The sequence below is a fragment of the Macrococcus psychrotolerans genome, assembly GCF_038095555.1.
Classification (GTDB): Bacteria; Bacillota; Bacilli; order Staphylococcales; family Staphylococcaceae; genus Macrococcoides; species Macrococcoides psychrotolerans.
On record NZ_CP124591.1, the window covers coordinates 464492 to 480578 of the forward strand.

Below are 16087 nucleotides of genomic sequence, written 5' to 3' on the forward strand. Positions count from 1 at the left end.
ATTTTCTATAATCAAAATGTTTCATAAGCATCAATTGGTGGGATATAATAACTAATAATAATAAACCTAGGAGGAACATATATGTTTCGCAGCAAAAATGATTTTATTACGCAGTATCGTCAGGAAGGTGAAACGACTCTCGCCTGTATAAGAGAATTAACAGATGAATCTTTAACACAAGCGGTAACTGAACTAGATAGAACTTTAGGAGAGCTTACCTGGCATATCGTTCAAAGTCTCGGTGGGTTTGCAGAACGCGCAGGTATTTCAGTAGAAGGTGCGAACTATAGCTCTTCTATGCCAGAAACGAAAGCGGAGATTTTAGAGGAGGCAGAGAAGATAGTTAACAATACGTTAGCAGCCTATGAAGCTAGCCTAACAGACGAGAATTTGAATGATGATGTTGATTTCTTTGGACATAATCTCGCTAAAGGTGCTTTACTTTATTCAAATATTACACATTTGGCTCATCATAGAGGACAGATGACAGTATTGATGAGACAAGCGGGTCTTAAAGTCCCTGGCATTTATGGGCCATCACGAGACAGTGAATAATAAATAGTTTATTCAAGTGGACTGTATCTATTTTTTACAGTCTGCTTATTTTTTTGAATTAAATTTACAACTTTGAATCGTTAATAGCATCAAATATAAATATTGGAGTGGTCAGTTTTGGAGAATTTTATCGTAATACTCAGTTTGGTACTTGCAGTTATCATTTCTACCGTGATTCATTTTTACATCCCTAAAGTTCCGCTCGCTTTTATCCAGATAGCTATAGGGATGCTCATTTTTTTAACACCTATCCCTCTAAATGTAGATTTTGAACCGGAACTCTTTCTAATTGGTATTATCGCACCATTACTATTTCTTGAAGGTTACACTGTATCCAGGCTATATATGATCAAATATTTAAAACCGATTATATTGATGGCGCTAGGCCTTGTCTTCACAACTGTAATTGGTCTGGGATACATTACACATAGTATGATTCCATTTCTACCGATGGCTGCATGCTTTGCACTCGCTGCAATTATTTGTCCGACTGATGCGGTGGCAGTTCAGGCGATTGCACAAGATAAGAAACTCCCGCGTGGACTGATGACGATTCTTGAAGGAGAATCTTTACTGAATGATGCAGCGGGGATATTAAGTTTTAATATCGCGATTGTCGCTTTAACGACAGGTGTATTTAGTGTCACAGGTTCGATCACACAGTTCTTTATCTCTTCATTAGGTGGGTTAGTTGTGGGTCTGTTTATAGGATTAATCTTTGTACAGATTAGAATCCTTCTGGTTAGAAAAGGGTTTGAAAATGAATATATTTATATATTAATACAGCTCCTTACGCCTTTTGTCATTTACATGGCTGCTGAAAGTATTCACGTTTCAGGTATTATTGCAGCTGTAGTTGGCGGAATCATCCATGGAATTGAACGAGATAGGTTATCTCAAGCGACGACACGTTTGCAACTTGGGTATAACAATACATGGGGATTACTCTCTACTGTTCTGAATGGCTTTGTCTTTACATTGCTAGGGTATTTAATCCCTCAAGTTACACTTTCGCTGACTGAACATGATGAAAAAAGTATTTTTTCAACAATGATATACACGCTTGTAATCGCATTACTTGTTTATATTTTTAGGTTTATATGGGTATTTGTACTCTATAATAAGTTTTATATTCCAGAAAGTCGTTTTGAAAAAGTGCTAAAGCATGAAGATATTGATAAATTTGATAAGAGACCCAATCGTTTTAAGTATGCGTTAATTGCTACTGTGTGTGGTGTGCATGGCACAATCTCTATGGCCATAGCATTGACGATACCAGTAGAAATCATGAACGGAGAGTATTTCAACTATCGCGATAACTTACTATTTATCACAGCAGGTGTGGTGGTCATTAGTTTAGTTGTTGCACAAATTTTCTTACCACTATTAACACCAAAAGCAGAAGATAATAGCGTAGATTCCCACCTTGATTTCAGAGAAGCATATATATTGATCAAAGAATTTGGAATGAAATATATTCATAAACAAACTACACCTGAAAACAGTATGATTGCCGGAAATCTCATACGTCAGTATACGATGCAGGTTGGATTTTATAGTGAGGTAAGTGACAGAGAGTATAATCCGAAAGAGTTTGATAGACTGCATGCGATTGCACTTGAAACAGAAATGAAAACGCTTGATGAACTGGTAGAAAATGATGAGATTACACAGAGTGCATTTAACAACTACGTTCAATATATCGAAAGAACAAAGATATTCGCCTCGACAAGCTTCTTCAGAAGAATGGTGTTTTTAATTCGCATGCATGGTAAGCGTAAAGCATTTGAAAATAGATTGAATCAGTCAAGTTCGCTCTCGCTAAAAAATAGTCTGTTAGAAATTCAAAAAATTGCATCACGTGTACACTATAACGTTGTGCAACGATTGTCCGAAGAAATAAGTAGAGAGAATCGGATAGAAGTTGCGCTTGTGTCAGATAACTATTTGAATCGGGTAAATCAGATTAAGAGAAATGCCACGAATGAAACGATTGATGATGATGAAACGTTATTTGCGCTTGATGTATTAGCAGTCGAAAAAGATATGGTAGCAAGGCTCGTGAAAAAAGCTAAGATCAGTCGTGAAGTAGCAGTTGAGTTGAGACAAGCATTGAACTATGATGAAATGATGCTGTTGGATACGGAAGACTAGACAGACATTGATACCATTAACGAATAAGAAGGAAGCCTGAAATGATACTCTTTCAGGCTTCCTTCTTATTCTTTCTAATAATAGTATCAAGCATTTAGGGGAGTTTTACCTTGGAAATCAACATATTCATATGCGAGATTTACAGCATCATCCGTTGGTGCTTCAACGTCTTCTAACGGATATTTAATACCAAGTGCTTCCCATTTATGAACACCAAGCTGGTGGTACGGGAGGATTTCGAACTTTTCAACATTTTCTAGACTATTGATGAACTGACCCAGCTTGATGAGATCATCTTTATCGTCAGTAACACCTGGCACTAACACGTGTCTAATCCATACGGGCTGTTTTCTATCTGATAACATACGGGCAAATTTTAGTATATGGGTATTGGGTTTTCCGGTTAAACTTAAGTGTTTCTCATTATCGATATGTTTAATATCGAGTAAGAATAAATCTGTATTTTCTTGTACAGGATCAAAGTGATTCATAAATGCTGGCGTTTCATTAAAACATCCTGCTGATGTATCGATACAAGTATGGATACCTTCTGCCTTTAATCTTTTGAACAGTTGTTCTATAAACGGTAACTGGAGCAGTGGCTCTCCGCCACTGATCGTTACGCCACCGCCTGATGCGTTGAAGTAGGGGAGGTAAGGCACAATTTCTTCAACCATTTCTTCAGCTGTCACTTCGCGTGAAGGTGTTCCAATTTCCCAAGTATCAGGATTGTGACAGAACTGGCAACGAAGCAGACACCCTTGTGTAAATAAGATGTAGCGTAAACCAGGTCCGTCAACCGTCCCTAAACTCTCGATTGAATGTATATGTCCTTTAATCATTTAAATCCCCGTCCTTCTTGTTAATACTTATATCATTACATTTTTTCGTGGAATGTTCTAGAAATAACATCCAGTTGTTGTTCACGAGTTAATTTAATAAAGTTTACTGCATATCCTGATACACGGATTGTAAGCTGTGGATACTCTTCTGGATGCTCCATTGCATCGAGTAAAGTTTCTCTGTTGAACACGTTAATGTTTAAATGGTGACCATGCTGCATCGCATATCCATCTAATACTGCAACTAGGTTAGATTGCTGTGCATCGTCTTCTTTACCTAAAGATTTCGGTACGATAGAGAACGTATTAGAGATACCATCTTTACAGCAGTCATATGGTAATTTTGCTACTGATGATAATGATGCAAGTGCACCTTTAGTGTCACGACCATGCATTGGGTTCGCACCAGGCGCGAAAGGTTCTCCTGCTTTACGTCCGTCAGGTGTGTTACCTGTTTTCTTACCGTATACGACGTTTGAAGTGATTGTTAACACACTCATTGTATGCTCTGAATCACGATATGTTTTATGTTTGCGAAGTTTTGCCATAAATGATTCTACAAGTTCAACTGCAATATCATCAACACGTGGATCGTTGTTACCGTATTGAGGGAATTCACCTTCAGTTTCGAAGTCGACAACAAGTCCGTTTTCATCTCTGATTGTTTTTACTTTCGCGTATTTAATAGCTGATAATGAGTCAGCTGCAACTGAAAGACCAGCGATACCTGTAGCCATCGTACGAATGACCTCAGTATCATGTAACGCCATTTCAATTCTTTCGTAGCTGTATTTATCATGCATATAGTGAATAACATTCAATGAGTTAATATATACGCCAGCTAACCATTCCATCATTTGATCGAATTGTTTGTATACAGTGTCATAATCTAAGACTTCATCAGTAATCGGTGCAAAGTTTGGACCTACTTGAGCGCCAGACTTTTCATCAATCCCACCGTTAATAGCGTATAACAATGTTTTTGCTAAGTTCGCACGAGCGCCGAAGAACTGCATTTGTTTACCAATCTTCATCGCTGATACACAGCAGGCGATACCATAATCGTCACCGTAGCTCTCACGCATTAAATCATCGTTTTCGTATTGGATTGAGCTTGTTTTAATACTCATCTTAGCACAGTATTTCTTAAAGTTTTCAGGTAAACGCGTAGACCAAAGTACAGTTAAGTTTGGCTCTGGTGCTGGACCTAAGTTATCTAATGAATGTAAGAAACGGAATGAACTTTTCGTTACAAGTGGACGGCCATCAATACCAACCCCACCGATAGACTCTGTTACCCAAGTTGGATCTCCAGAGAATAATTCATTGTAGTCTGGTGTACGTGCAAATTTAACTAAACGCAACTTCATAATGAAGTGGTCGATAATTTCCTGAACTTCCATCTCAGTGATGGTACCCGCTTTAAGATCACGCTCAGCGTAAATATCTAAGAATGTAGATACACGACCTAAACTCATTGCTGCACCATTTTGTTCTTTAATTGCAGCAAGGTATGCAAGGTAAGTCCATTGAACAGCTTCTTTGAAGGTCTCAGCTGGACGGCTTAAATCAAATCCGTATATTTCACCCAACTGTTTCAATTCGTTTAATGCACGGTACTGTTCAGATACTTCTTCACGTAAACGAATAATATCTTCGCTCATCACACTAGATAAGTTATGGAAATCTTTATGCTTTTCTTTCATTAAGAAATCCACACCGTATAAAGCGACGCGACGATAGTCACCGATAATACGGCCGCGACCGTAAGCATCTGGAAGACCAGTGATAACGCCGGCTTTACGGCAAGCTAACATTTCTTTAGAGTAAGCATCGAACACACCTTGGTTATGTGTCTTACGGTAATCTGTGAAGATACGTTCAGTTTCGGCATCTAACTCATAACCATACGACTCACAAGCTGCTTTCGTCATACGAATCCCACCGAACGGCTGCATTGAACGTTTGAAAGGTTTTTCAGTTTGAACACCAACGATTGTTTCCAGGTCTTTGTCTAAATATCCAGCATCATGAGAAGTAATGCTAGATACAACTTTAGTGTCCATATCCCACATACCACCACGTTCGCGTTCTTCTTTTGATAACTGCATCACTTGTTCCCAAAGTTTTTTCGTAGCTTCAGTAGGACCAGCCAAGAATTCATCTTTACCTTCAAAAAGTGTGTAGTTCAGTTGAATAAATTCACGCACATCAACGCGTTTGTTCCATTTACCTGATTTGAACCCTTCCCAAGCATTTGTTCTTTTTGTCTCTTCTTTAAACATATAAATCCCTCCAGAATTTTTTGTTCACCAATTCACAAACTTAGTATAACAAGGATTACGTGAAAAGTATCACAAAAGCATAAAAAAATTTAAAAAATGCAAAAACCCTTCATACCAGTACTTTAACTGTAATGATACAGAGGGTAAAAAAGAGACTATTATATATAACAGATTGAAACTTTTATTCTTATGATTCTAAAAAGTAGTTTTAAAAAATAAATACATGTACAATAATTGAGGTGATTACAATGAAAGAAATAACAAGCGAGGACCCGCTGATCGAGCAAATTGCATGGATACATGAGCAGATACCGAAATCCTATGATAGCCACTATGTAACGACTGAACTTGAAGTGAAACTCAGGACTGAATCTATACGATTGCTGATGAAATATAATCATGATCGTATCATTATAGTCGAAAAAGCACGATTATCAGCCTTTATCTGGTTTCATATTGGAGAGAAGACACATGTTAAGTCCTTATATGTCCATCCAGATGAACGCGGCAAAGGATATGCACATAGGCTTAAGCAATATGTAGAGAGATTATCATTATCCGCAGATGTCCACTATATCTATGGACACGTTCATCCGGATAATCACGCTATGAGAAGACTTAACCACCAGCTTAGCTATAGGGCAGATGATAAATTGATGTATAAACATATTGAAATGCCATATGATTAGCACATTATACATCGATGAAAGAAAGATTGGTTTTAATCAAGGAATTATTTAAAAATGGCGTTTCAGACTTTGTTGAGTCTCGAAACGCCGTTTTTCTACGTTAGCCACCTCTGACTGTACTGCACTGATAAATATTATGCCATTCTTTAAACATCGGGCCTGTACTTCCACCTACAGGGTCGGTGTCAGGTAATGGTACAGTATTGATGATCTTGTTTACTTCATTTATATTCTCATAAGATGTCAATGTTTGTGCTGCTGTTGTATCTGGATATGCACCTACAATAGTAAAATCGTCACTTTGTTCTAATTTTTTATGACCGTAACCTGCTGGTAATAATAGAACATCACCTTGTGTAACTTCAATATTTTGGCCGTTCTCCCCACCGATTAATAGTGTGCCACGACCACTTTTTACCCCAAGGACTTCATGCTGGTTGGGATGGAAGTGATGATAATCAAATACACCATTGGTCCATATATTATGCCATGCATTATTTTTAAAGCGTGTTTCGAAATGACTTTCCTCTGTATTATATATAATTACCGGCAGAATCATATGGTTGGGTGTAGAAGGGGATGTGGGTGTGTGTAATATTTTATATTTCATAGGCTATACCTCCTTTTATATGTAGTATACCCCTTGTAAAGGGTGTTAATACAATATATTTTATTGTTATTATGATAGAATATAGATATATTGTGAAGGTGGGATTGTATTGAAATATGTAACAAGTGTACTGGCACTTACTCTAGTGCTGAGTGCATGTGGTAATAAAGAGACAGACTTAAAGCAGTCTGTAGAAAAGCTTGACGCAAAAAAAGCGGAGCTAACGAAAGAATATCATGCGATTAAAGAAAAAAATGATAAACTAGATGAAAAAATAAAAGCAAATGAAGATAAATTAAAAGAGATAGAAGAAAAAAATGAAGCCGAAATTAAAGAACAGATTGCAAAAGAGGAAGCGGCTAAAAAGCTAGAACAGGAAAAGCGTAAGACGAGAGCTAAGCTAAAGAAAGAAGAACGATTAAAGCAGCAGCAAAAAGTTAAGGAAATGTTAGCTGCTAAAACGATGCCGAACACTATAGAGACAACAACGCACGGCAAATCGACACTTGTGAAGTCGATTGATAATGTTAATCTATCGATACATGATAACGGTGTTGAGAGCAATGTTAAGCGTCTACAGATTTTTAAGATTACAAACATAGAAAATCAAAAGGTTATTTTTAAAGGCGCATCTTCCGGTTATACACTTCTTTATGAAGTCCATACGAAAAATAATAATCAGGCTCCTGTCTACTATAATAATACGAGCAAGCTTGTAGTTGGAAAGACTGTCATTTATTCTGATGCGACATCATTTATTCCTCAGGAATTACAAGAAGATTTCGTGAAGTCTGAAGAACGGGCGTACAATGAATATGGGCCAAAGGAGTCTACAGTGAGCTATAAATCGATTGCACTAGATGAAAAGACATATCAAGCTTTAACACAAGATGGAGGAAAACTCTATTTATTAGGTGGTACATCGACAAAGCCGAATAGTGAAGCACAATCAGAAATTGTATCAGAACCTTATACGATTTCCTGATGTTTTTCTTTTATAATTAAGGGAATAATAAATTAAATATATTAGAGGTGATATCATGCATGAAGAAAAGTTCGTATTAATGGAAGGCGAAACGATGACATTGACTGAAATTGCAAGTGAGTTAGAGCATATTACAGGCTATACAGCACTTGATACTTTTGGAGATATTGAACGTGTTGTTGCACAAAAGCCAAACTTTGAGCAAGATTTTGAAACGTATATAATCAATTATCAGTTTAACGAGTCTGAAGATGAAGTTGATGTAACTGTTACAACCCGAAAGGATGGCAGACAACATCTTAAGAAGGATAAAGTTAAGATTAGATTAATATCATATAAAACGAGATCATAAAGCCTTAGCATCTGTTAAGGCTTTTTATAAAGGAGAAGGTTATGAAGAAGTTGATACTTTTATCCATATTGTTTCTCACGGGATGCACGCAGCCAGCACAGTTTTATGATGGACAAGCTGATGTCCTATTTGATGCTGCACATGGACAGACTGCAGGTGAAGCAGATTGGGTGATTGACGGTGCTTTCTCTAGTTTCAATGATGTAATTCGTGATATGGATTATAAAACAGTGAGCACTGATTATGACACGACATTAACATATGAAAAATTAAAACAGTACAAAGCAGTCATTATACCTGAACCTAATATTCCCTTTAAAGTTGAAGAACAGGAGGCTATTCAACGTTTTGTCGGTGAAGGGGGGAGTATTATGATGATTGCTGACCATTATAATGCTGATCGAAATTTAAATCGATTTGACTCTTCAGAAATATTCAATGGGTATCGAAGAGGCGCATTTGATGATATTACAAAAGGATTATCACACGATGAAAAGCAATCAGAGCGTATGCAGAATGTGAAAGGTTCAGATTTTCTTTCAGATACATTTGGTGTACGTTTTAGATATAATGCCCTCAATAATGTCAGGATTGATGCAGATTCAGCATACGATGCTTTCGGTCTTCTGGATAATGTGCAAAGTATCAACATGCACGCAGGCAGTACAATAGCAATTACGAACCCTAAAATCGCAAAAGGAATTATCTACCCAGGCAAACTATCACAAAATGATCGCTGGCCGCACGCGGTTGACCAAGGGATATACACAAAAGGGGGTAAAGATGAAGGCGCCTTCGTAGCGATCAGTAAGTATAAAAAAGGAAAGGCTGTCTTTATCGGTGATTCTTCGATAGTAGAAGATGAAACACCAAAGTATGTACGTGAAGACAACGGTAATACGAAGAGAACGTACGATGGTATTGAAGAAGCGAGTCATAAAGTACTGCTCAAAAATTTGGTTACCTGGATGATGAAACCTGAAGCTTATACTACATTAGAAGGTAAAGTGACGCCAGATCAGAAGACACCCCTATTAAGAATGGAAGTTCCACAGCAATCTAAGGAACCAAAACAAGAACCTTGGGGACAACCTGGCCACGGTTACAAGTGGTATGACCCTACTACTTTTGAACAGGGGAGTTTCGGTGCAGATTCAAATAAACGAGTAGAGAATAAGTCCGTTACAAAGAAATCTGAGCCACTTGAAATACAGGCGCCATCATCCGTTTATTCGGGAGACTATATCAAGATCGATATATATAGTCAAAAGCAGATGAAAGATGTTGCAATCGAACTCATAGATAGTGATGGAAGACAGGTAGGATTATTTAACGGTCGTCCACCAGGGAAATCTGATACATATAATATGAGCGCAAAAGAAAATCGCTTTCATTGCTATTTTAATGGTAAGATTGCAAGAGAAGCAGCGCATTCAGTTACGATTAAAGTGTATGTGAAAGGACAGATGATACATAGTAAGCGTATAGACATAAATAGCTGAAAAGAGGTCGGACAGTGAAGCTTATAAAGTTGATTGTGAGTATTGGAATATGTTCATTAACATTTACTTGTAATGTTCAGGCAACTGAGAAACAGCCAAATAATAATGTACAGTTGCAGAACGCTGAAAAAGTAAAGACAAAACCGATAATTACCCAGAAGAAGACAGTTCAGACGAAAGCAATACCACCTTTTAAATCCAGACCTTATAAAGGACAGGTCATTAATGAAAATGTACTGGTTGTATTAATGGATTTTAGTAATGCGCCACACGGAAAGCTTACGCAGAAGGATACCGAAAACTATATAAAATCATATGATAAGAAATACTATAATGACCTGTTCTTTGGTAAGAATGTCACAGGTCCAGGAGGATACAAATATCATTCACTTAAATCCTATTATAATAGTGCATCAAGTGGCAGTCTCTCATTAACAGGACAAGTAGCGGGATGGTATCGTGCGAAACATCCGATTCAATATTACGGTGCTAACAATGATGCACGGGCTTCTGAGCTGGTTATGGAAGCAGCGGAAAAAGTTGCTAAAGACAAAAAGATTGATATGAAACGCTATGACAGATTTGATTATTATGATCTTGATAAAGACAAAAAAGTAAACGAACCCGATGGTATCATCGATAAGTTTGTTGTCGTATATAGTGGTATCGGTGAAAGTGAAGGTGGTGGGAAATTTGGACAGAATACGATCTGGGAACATGTTTCCGAAGTGCCATTCACTAAAGATAATAAGCCGTCAACGATTCCGGGAACCTATAGCAAGAATTCAAAGTTTCTAAAGAAACGACTAGCAATTGCAGAATATGGCATGATATCTGAAGACAGTACAGTAGGGACAGTAGCACATGAGTTTGGACATATGCTTGGACTACCTGATGAATATGACACAGCGAGTAGCTCGGTGAGTCATGCAGGTGAACCAGTTCGTTATTGGTCGCTTATGAGTTATGGTAAAGATGCCGGAAAGATTCCTGGATTGAACCCTGTCAGTATGAGCCCTTATGCTAAGATGCTTATTCAGAGAATCTACGGTGGTAACTGGATTCGTATCAATGAAGTAGATTATAAGCAGATTAATGCGAAGAAAAAGTATTATTTGCTGGATCAATCTGCTTATAAAGGACAGAACAATAACGTCATTAAAGTAAACTTGCCCCCGTTACAAAAGAAAGTAAAGGGTAAGCTAAAGAGCTATAAGCGCTATTATTTAATTGAGTGGAGGAATCATACAGGTTTAGATATCGGTTTATCGAGAATTAAAGATTCTTTTGGCATAAATAAATATGGTAAAGGAATGCTTGTGTGGTATGTGAATGAATATTATAAAGATAATAGTAATTTATCTAAACATTTTGGTGAAAGTTTGATTGGCGTAGTCGATGCGAGCCCTGGAAATATTCGTACTTCTGGTGGGTATATGCCGATGACAGATATACAAATTTTTGATGCGCCATTCAATACAAGATCTTTTGGGCAATACAATTCGAATAAAAACTATTTCTTCAAGAAGAAATCTACAGCACCAGTACTACTTTTTGATGACAGGAATTATTCGAAAAAAGCGATGTTAAATATGCAGGCCCCAGATAGTAGCCGTGTATTACCTCAACTTGGTATTAAAATTAAAGTTGAAGACCAAAATAAAGAAGGTACTGTCGGAAAGATCAGTATATATAAATGAGGGGTAATCGATGACATACTTTGAAACGGAACGTCTCATTTTTAGAAATTGGCATAACTCAGATCTTGCGCATTACATTGAACTGAATCGGAATTTTGAAGTGAGAAGATACTTCCCGGATATACTGAGTAAGGAAAGAAGTGAGCGTATCTTTGATATCATGTACAAAGAAATAGAGCGTGACAAACATGGTTTGTTTGCAGTGACTTTAAAAGATGGCACATTTATCGGTTTTATTGGGACGCTGTTTGCTGAATATGACGCTTCAATCCCACATAGTCCATTTTATGAAATTGGCTGGAGGATATTACCGCAGTTCACTGGTAATGGATATGCGACAGAAGGTGCAGAAGGTCTGATAGATTACATGCGTATGCTAAAGATAGAAGATTTATATGCGTATACATCTGTAAATAATATAAAGAGTATCAATGTAATGAAGAAGTTAGGAATGAAGGATGTTACAGCATTTGTTCATCCGCACTATCCAGATGAACAAATATTATATAGGAGTGTAGTGAATGATCTTAATCAGTAGCTGTCTTGTAGGACATCCAGTGCGCTATGATGGCCGGAGTAAAACAAATGAAATTATTGCTAGATTAATAGATATGAAAGAGGCGATACATGCTTGTCCGGAAATGCTGGGTGGATTGACTGTTCCCCGTGCACCTGCTGAAATTGTAGGGGGAGATGGCGATGATTGTCTGGATGGAAAGGCGCGTGTGATAACGATTCATGGGACTGATGTCACTGCTGAATTTATCGCAGGGGCCAAGCAGACATTACAGTATTGTATAGATTACAATGTATCTACTGCTGTATTAAAAGCAGACAGTCCAAGTTGTGGTAGCGATCAAATCTACGATGGTTCATTTAACGGAAAGCTGAAAAGTGGGGACGGTGTAACTGCAGCTTTACTACGAAGACATGGTATTCATGTCATAAGTGAAGTTGAATTTGTTAATAATCTAGATGACACACTTTAGTTGAGTAGAATATGTTATGATATTTATTATTGAATGGGGTGAAACGAATGATAACGATTGAACAAGTGAAGGATAGTGCATCGATATCTTTAGAACAATACATGCTGCCAGCAAAACAGATGTTCTTCTCAGGACATCCACGTTACATATTATCCGTTCAAAGAGCAGATTATGCTGCTTTTATTATTAAGAAGGATAATGATGTCATCGGTGTCTTTGCTCTGGATAGAGGTGATATTCTAAATAAGATAGATGCCCCTAGTACAGCAATTTACCTGCGTGGGTTATCGATAGATTATAAATATCAGGGCAGTGGTATTCTAAAGGAAGTCCTGCCTTTGATAGAGACTTATATTAAATCGAACTATGCAGATGTGTGGGCGATTTATTTAATGGTTAATGTAAAGAATGATGCATACTACGCTTTTATCAAATGCGGCTTCATCGATCAGAAGATGATGGTACGCCAAGGATTTAGCCGTCTTAAAGTATTAAAGAAGATAATAAATAACGTCCCTGATTAATAATTCGGGGACGTTATTATTTGTTCAAGCGTTGTTTTGAATTTCGTTCTGTCAGAAGTAGTAAATTTGGCAGGACCTTTTATTCGCTTGTTCATCTTTCTGGATTCATGGTTGATAAATCGTGTGATCAGCAATGCATCAAGGTTGGATTTGGTATATATAAATCCAGTATGATGCATGACAAGCGCTTTATTGATGACAATACTTGCTAATCCATAATCACCAGTTATGACAATGTCATCTTTGTCGACAAGAGATAATATTTTGTAGTCCGCACTATCGCTGGCAGTATCGACATATATCGACCTGACATCTGGACCATATATTTTTGATGAATGATGTGCATAGTCTTTTACAAGAATCACTTCAATGTGATATTTTGCAGCAATGTGTACTGTTTCATCAATCACAGGAGAGCTATCGGCATCGATGATGATTCTGTAGTTAGCGTCTGCCAATTTTTTCGGCCATCTGTTTTCTGTGTCGTTCAAAAAGCTGTGCATTACTAAAGTCTTCATCATTAGGCATTTGTGCATTATGATAATTGTTCGGTTTATGTGGTTCTGTTAACTGATGTTTCTTTAAACCAAATAGAGAACGGTTTTGCTTTGGCGTTTTCACTTTATAGTTTTTGTATTTCTTTAACGCTTTAATTCTTAGTTTTTCGTTTTCTTCTTTTAGCTGGAGCTCAGCTTTATGTCTTTCTTCAATTGATTTGTTGAGCTTCTTACCTAATTGATCGATTTCTTTCTTAACCTTCTTATCTTGTTTAGAAGTTACCGTTTGAGCTGCGTGGAAATTTCCTTTTTCTGCAAGCTTCATTTCTTTGATCAATCGTTTTTCTCGTGCTTTCTCGTTTTTTTCTTCATCACGTCTTCTTGATTCAATAGACTGTGACAATGTTTGACCTAATGTGTTAATCTGTTTTTGCTCAACTTTCTTCTGTTTCTTTTCTTCTTTCGCTTGCTGTACAAATGGTTTCATCTTTTTTTTGTAATGGAGGGCTTTTTTCTCATCTTTATATTTGTCTGCAATAAATGAAGATGTCTTTACAGCACCTCTTTTAATAGTTGTTGTAGCGCCTTTTGCTTTTCTTGCGGCTGTTACTGTTTTATCCTTTGTAACGTCATAGGCTTTAACCGATAAGCCTGTCAGTTGTTGAACTTCTCTCTGCTCTTTCAGTTTATGACGCTCATTGATCAGAGGGACAAGAATGACTGCAGCAACGTTTACTGCTGTTTTAACTTTGTTTTTATTCATATGCAAGCTCCTTTGTATGTAGTTAATAGTATTATAGTATAGATACCCTATAATTAATAAAATTAACAAGAGAGTGGACAATTAATGTCCACTCTCTTGTTAATATTTAAGATGCTCTATTTGATTGATTTAATAAGTCATATTGTCTGAAAGTTTCTTTGAAAGTTTTATAAGTAGTTGATATTCTTCGACCGAGAGATCACTGCTCATATACATATTGAGTGGTATGTCTTTAAGAGGTTCAATCAACTTCTTAGCTTTCTCTGTTAATATTACTTCAACTACACGTTCATCCGAAGACATTCTTCTTCTTTCGACAAGACCATTCGCTTCCATCTTCTTAACGATTGGCGTAATTGTACCAGATTGAAATGCTAACCGTTCTCCGAGCTGTAATACTGGGAGTACGTTATGTTCATCCAGAACCATTAATACGAGGTAATGCTGATAGCTTAAAGAATAGGATTTAAGCAATTCTCTATTATACTTCTTGATGATTTCTCTTTGGACAAGATATAGTTGATAGTCAAGAGTATCTTTGTTCATAATATTGACTCCTTCTATTCAACTTCTTGACTAAACTATAACATCAATTGTGAGAGAATGATAGTAAATTTCATAAAGATGAAAGAAGCAACCAATAAAAAAAACAGCAGTGAATACTGCTGTTTAGATTCCCTTGCCGATACCGAATCCAAAATAAAGTACTGCAATAACAGCGACAAGAATGAGACGGTATATTGCAAATGGCATAAGTTTTACACGATTGATTAAACTTAGGAACAGACGAATAGATAATACCCCGAAAATAAATGCAGCGATAAAACCAACAATATAAAATAAAATCTGGTCGCTATGAATATATTGTATATTGCTCGCTAAACTTTTAGCACTTGCTGCAAACATGATAGGAACTGCCATGATAAATGTAAAATCACTTGCAGCTTTATGGTTCATCTTAAGCAGCACACCCGCTGAAATCGTTGATCCACTTCTTGAGAAACCTGGCCATAATGCAAGACATTGTGCAACCCCGATGATCAGTGCTTGCTTATAGGTCATTTCATCTACAGTCGTTGTATGTGTTACCTTCTTATTGAATAGGTCTGCTGCAATCATCAACAGCGCACCTAAAGCAAGTCCGATAAGCACAGTAGGGACACTGAAGAGATGTTTGTCAATAAAGTCATCGAACAATAGTCCCATAATTCCTGCAGGTATTAACCCGATAAATATATGAAGTAAATTAAGACGTGGACCCTCAGTCTTAGTTTTTTCTATATGGAGCACTTCCAGAAATCGATGTCTGAATATCCAGGCAGCAGCAAATATTGAGCCGAGCTGAATCACAATTTTAAATGTATTGGCCGATTCCTGGCTATTAAGTACGTACTTTGTCTGTAACCACATATCATCAACTAAGATCTGATGTCCTGTTGAAGAAACCGGCGCGAATTCTGTAAGTCCTTCTACAATCCCTAATATTAATGCTTTAACAAGCTCAAAAAAAGTCATGTGTTAACCACCTTTTAGTCATTATTTAATATTTCCATGAACACTTAAAAGATTATAGCATAAACGACACTTTTCCACACTTTTCATTTCTATGAAATATAAGCGGAAAAGTTTATATTTATAAT

17 protein-coding genes are annotated in these 16087 nt (G+C 37.0%); 10 read left to right on the forward strand and 7 right to left on the reverse strand.

Features of this window, described 5'->3' with window-relative positions; translation table 11 throughout:
- Positions 1 to 81: 81 nt before the first annotated feature.
- Entirely contained in the window at positions 82 to 555 is a 474-nt protein-coding gene (locus QA539_RS02435) for a DinB family protein (RefSeq protein ID WP_219493953.1), read from the forward strand.
- A 117-nt stretch (positions 556 to 672) separates the two neighbouring features.
- Positions 673 to 2709 carry a cation:proton antiporter gene (locus tag QA539_RS02440; RefSeq protein WP_219493954.1) on the forward strand — a complete coding sequence of 679 codons (2037 nt, stop codon included), beginning with the start codon at positions 673 to 675 and terminating at the stop codon, positions 2707 to 2709.
- Between the two features lie 86 nt (positions 2710 to 2795).
- On the opposite strand, the gene pflA is transcribed toward QA539_RS02440, so the two are convergent.
- Together pflA and pflB are read right to left on the reverse strand one after the other, a co-directional pair.
- Positions 2796 to 3551 (reverse strand): pyruvate formate-lyase-activating protein, encoded by a 756-nt coding sequence (gene pflA, locus QA539_RS02445; protein WP_419895380.1) that lies wholly within the window; start codon positions 3549 to 3551, stop codon positions 2796 to 2798.
- A 35-nt stretch (positions 3552 to 3586) separates the two neighbouring features.
- The gene (gene pflB / locus QA539_RS02450) at positions 3587 to 5836 is read right to left on the reverse strand and encodes a formate C-acetyltransferase (RefSeq protein ID WP_219493956.1); all 2250 of its coding nucleotides are present in this window, start codon (positions 5834 to 5836) and stop codon (positions 3587 to 3589) included.
- A gap of 248 nt (positions 5837 to 6084) precedes the next feature.
- Between pflB and QA539_RS02455 the strand changes: the two genes are divergently transcribed.
- The gene (locus QA539_RS02455) at positions 6085 to 6525 is read left to right on the forward strand and encodes a GNAT family N-acetyltransferase (protein ID WP_419895381.1); all 441 of its coding nucleotides are present in this window, start codon (positions 6085 to 6087) and stop codon (positions 6523 to 6525) included.
- A 100-nt stretch (positions 6526 to 6625) separates the two neighbouring features.
- Here the strand turns inward: QA539_RS02455 and QA539_RS02460 are convergent, their stop codons facing one another.
- On the reverse strand, positions 6626 to 7135 hold the full coding sequence (locus QA539_RS02460) for a cupin domain-containing protein (RefSeq protein WP_419895382.1): 510 nt from the start codon (positions 7133 to 7135) through the stop codon (positions 6626 to 6628).
- Positions 7136 to 7244: 109 nt separating this feature from the next.
- Between QA539_RS02460 and QA539_RS02465 the strand changes: the two genes are divergently transcribed.
- Genes QA539_RS02465 through QA539_RS02495 form a run of 7 tightly spaced genes read left to right on the forward strand, consistent with a single transcriptional unit; the run spans position 7245 to position 13187 of the window.
- Complete coding sequence (locus tag QA539_RS02465) at positions 7245 to 8120, forward strand: hypothetical protein (RefSeq protein WP_419895383.1); 876 nt, start codon at positions 7245 to 7247, stop codon at positions 8118 to 8120.
- Positions 8121 to 8175: 55 nt separating this feature from the next.
- Positions 8176 to 8472, forward strand: a complete 297-nt coding sequence (locus tag QA539_RS02470; RefSeq protein ID WP_219493961.1) for a hypothetical protein — start codon at positions 8176 to 8178, stop codon at positions 8470 to 8472.
- A gap of 41 nt (positions 8473 to 8513) precedes the next feature.
- Positions 8514 to 9974: a DNA-binding protein gene (locus QA539_RS02475; protein ID WP_419895384.1), complete on the forward strand. Its 1461-nt coding sequence runs from the start codon at positions 8514 to 8516 to the stop codon at positions 9972 to 9974.
- Positions 9975 to 9988: 14 nt separating this feature from the next.
- The gene (locus QA539_RS02480) at positions 9989 to 11674 is read left to right on the forward strand and encodes an immune inhibitor A domain-containing protein (RefSeq protein WP_419895385.1); all 1686 of its coding nucleotides are present in this window, start codon (positions 9989 to 9991) and stop codon (positions 11672 to 11674) included.
- A 10-nt stretch (positions 11675 to 11684) separates the two neighbouring features.
- A complete protein-coding gene (locus QA539_RS02485) occupies positions 11685 to 12212 on the forward strand; it encodes a GNAT family N-acetyltransferase (RefSeq protein ID WP_419895386.1) in 528 nt (175 codons plus the stop codon).
- Positions 12196 to 12663 carry a DUF523 domain-containing protein gene (locus QA539_RS02490; protein ID WP_219493984.1) on the forward strand — a complete coding sequence of 156 codons (468 nt, stop codon included), beginning with the start codon at positions 12196 to 12198 and terminating at the stop codon, positions 12661 to 12663. Before QA539_RS02485 ends, QA539_RS02490 begins: the two co-directional genes overlap by 17 nt.
- 47 nt (positions 12664 to 12710) lie before the next feature.
- Positions 12711 to 13187 (forward strand): GNAT family N-acetyltransferase, encoded by a 477-nt coding sequence (locus tag QA539_RS02495; protein WP_120786668.1) that lies wholly within the window; start codon positions 12711 to 12713, stop codon positions 13185 to 13187.
- On the opposite strand, the gene QA539_RS02500 is transcribed toward QA539_RS02495, so the two are convergent.
- From QA539_RS02500 to QA539_RS02515, 4 genes are all read right to left on the reverse strand, one after another.
- The gene (locus QA539_RS02500; RefSeq protein WP_419895387.1) at positions 13184 to 13645 is read right to left on the reverse strand and encodes a DUF188 domain-containing protein; all 462 of its coding nucleotides are present in this window, start codon (positions 13643 to 13645) and stop codon (positions 13184 to 13186) included. The genes QA539_RS02495 and QA539_RS02500 overlap by 4 nt on opposite strands.
- Positions 13632 to 14447, reverse strand: a complete 816-nt coding sequence (locus tag QA539_RS02505; protein WP_419895388.1) for a hypothetical protein — start codon at positions 14445 to 14447, stop codon at positions 13632 to 13634. Before QA539_RS02505 ends, QA539_RS02500 begins: the two co-directional genes overlap by 14 nt.
- 129 nt (positions 14448 to 14576) lie before the next feature.
- Positions 14577 to 14993, reverse strand: coding sequence for a MarR family winged helix-turn-helix transcriptional regulator (locus QA539_RS02510; RefSeq protein ID WP_120786665.1), 417 nt, complete (start codon positions 14991 to 14993; stop codon positions 14577 to 14579).
- 123 nt (positions 14994 to 15116) lie between these two features.
- Entirely contained in the window at positions 15117 to 15962 is an 846-nt protein-coding gene (locus tag QA539_RS02515) for an undecaprenyl-diphosphate phosphatase (protein ID WP_012656354.1), read from the reverse strand.
- Positions 15963 to 16087 lie beyond the last annotated feature (125 nt).

What these genes read in the sequence shown, in the direction of transcription:
- QA539_RS02435 (WP_219493953.1), top strand. Translation starts at nt 82, where the DNA reads ATGTTTCGCAGCAAAAATGATTTTATTACGCAGTATCGTCAGGAAGGT.
- pflA (WP_419895380.1), bottom strand. Translation starts at nt 3,551, where the DNA reads ATGATTAAAGGACATATACATTCAATCGAGAGTTTAGGGACGGTTGAC.
- pflB (WP_219493956.1), bottom strand. Translation starts at nt 5,836, where the DNA reads ATGTTTAAAGAAGAGACAAAAAGAACAAATGCTTGGGAAGGGTTCAAA.
- QA539_RS02455 (WP_419895381.1), top strand. Translation starts at nt 6,085, where the DNA reads ATGAAAGAAATAACAAGCGAGGACCCGCTGATCGAGCAAATTGCATGG.
- QA539_RS02460 (WP_419895382.1), bottom strand. Translation starts at nt 7,135, where the DNA reads ATGAAATATAAAATATTACACACACCCACATCCCCTTCTACACCCAAC.
- QA539_RS02470 (WP_219493961.1), top strand. Translation starts at nt 8,176, where the DNA reads ATGCATGAAGAAAAGTTCGTATTAATGGAAGGCGAAACGATGACATTG.
- QA539_RS02475 (WP_419895384.1), top strand. Translation starts at nt 8,514, where the DNA reads ATGAAGAAGTTGATACTTTTATCCATATTGTTTCTCACGGGATGCACG.
- QA539_RS02485 (WP_419895386.1), top strand. Translation starts at nt 11,685, where the DNA reads ATGACATACTTTGAAACGGAACGTCTCATTTTTAGAAATTGGCATAAC.
- QA539_RS02490 (WP_219493984.1), top strand. Translation starts at nt 12,196, where the DNA reads ATGATCTTAATCAGTAGCTGTCTTGTAGGACATCCAGTGCGCTATGAT.
- QA539_RS02495 (WP_120786668.1), top strand. Translation starts at nt 12,711, where the DNA reads ATGATAACGATTGAACAAGTGAAGGATAGTGCATCGATATCTTTAGAA.
- QA539_RS02505 (WP_419895388.1), bottom strand. Translation starts at nt 14,447, where the DNA reads ATGAATAAAAACAAAGTTAAAACAGCAGTAAACGTTGCTGCAGTCATT.
- QA539_RS02510 (WP_120786665.1), bottom strand. Translation starts at nt 14,993, where the DNA reads ATGAACAAAGATACTCTTGACTATCAACTATATCTTGTCCAAAGAGAA.
- QA539_RS02515 (WP_012656354.1), bottom strand. Translation starts at nt 15,962, where the DNA reads ATGACTTTTTTTGAGCTTGTTAAAGCATTAATATTAGGGATTGTAGAA.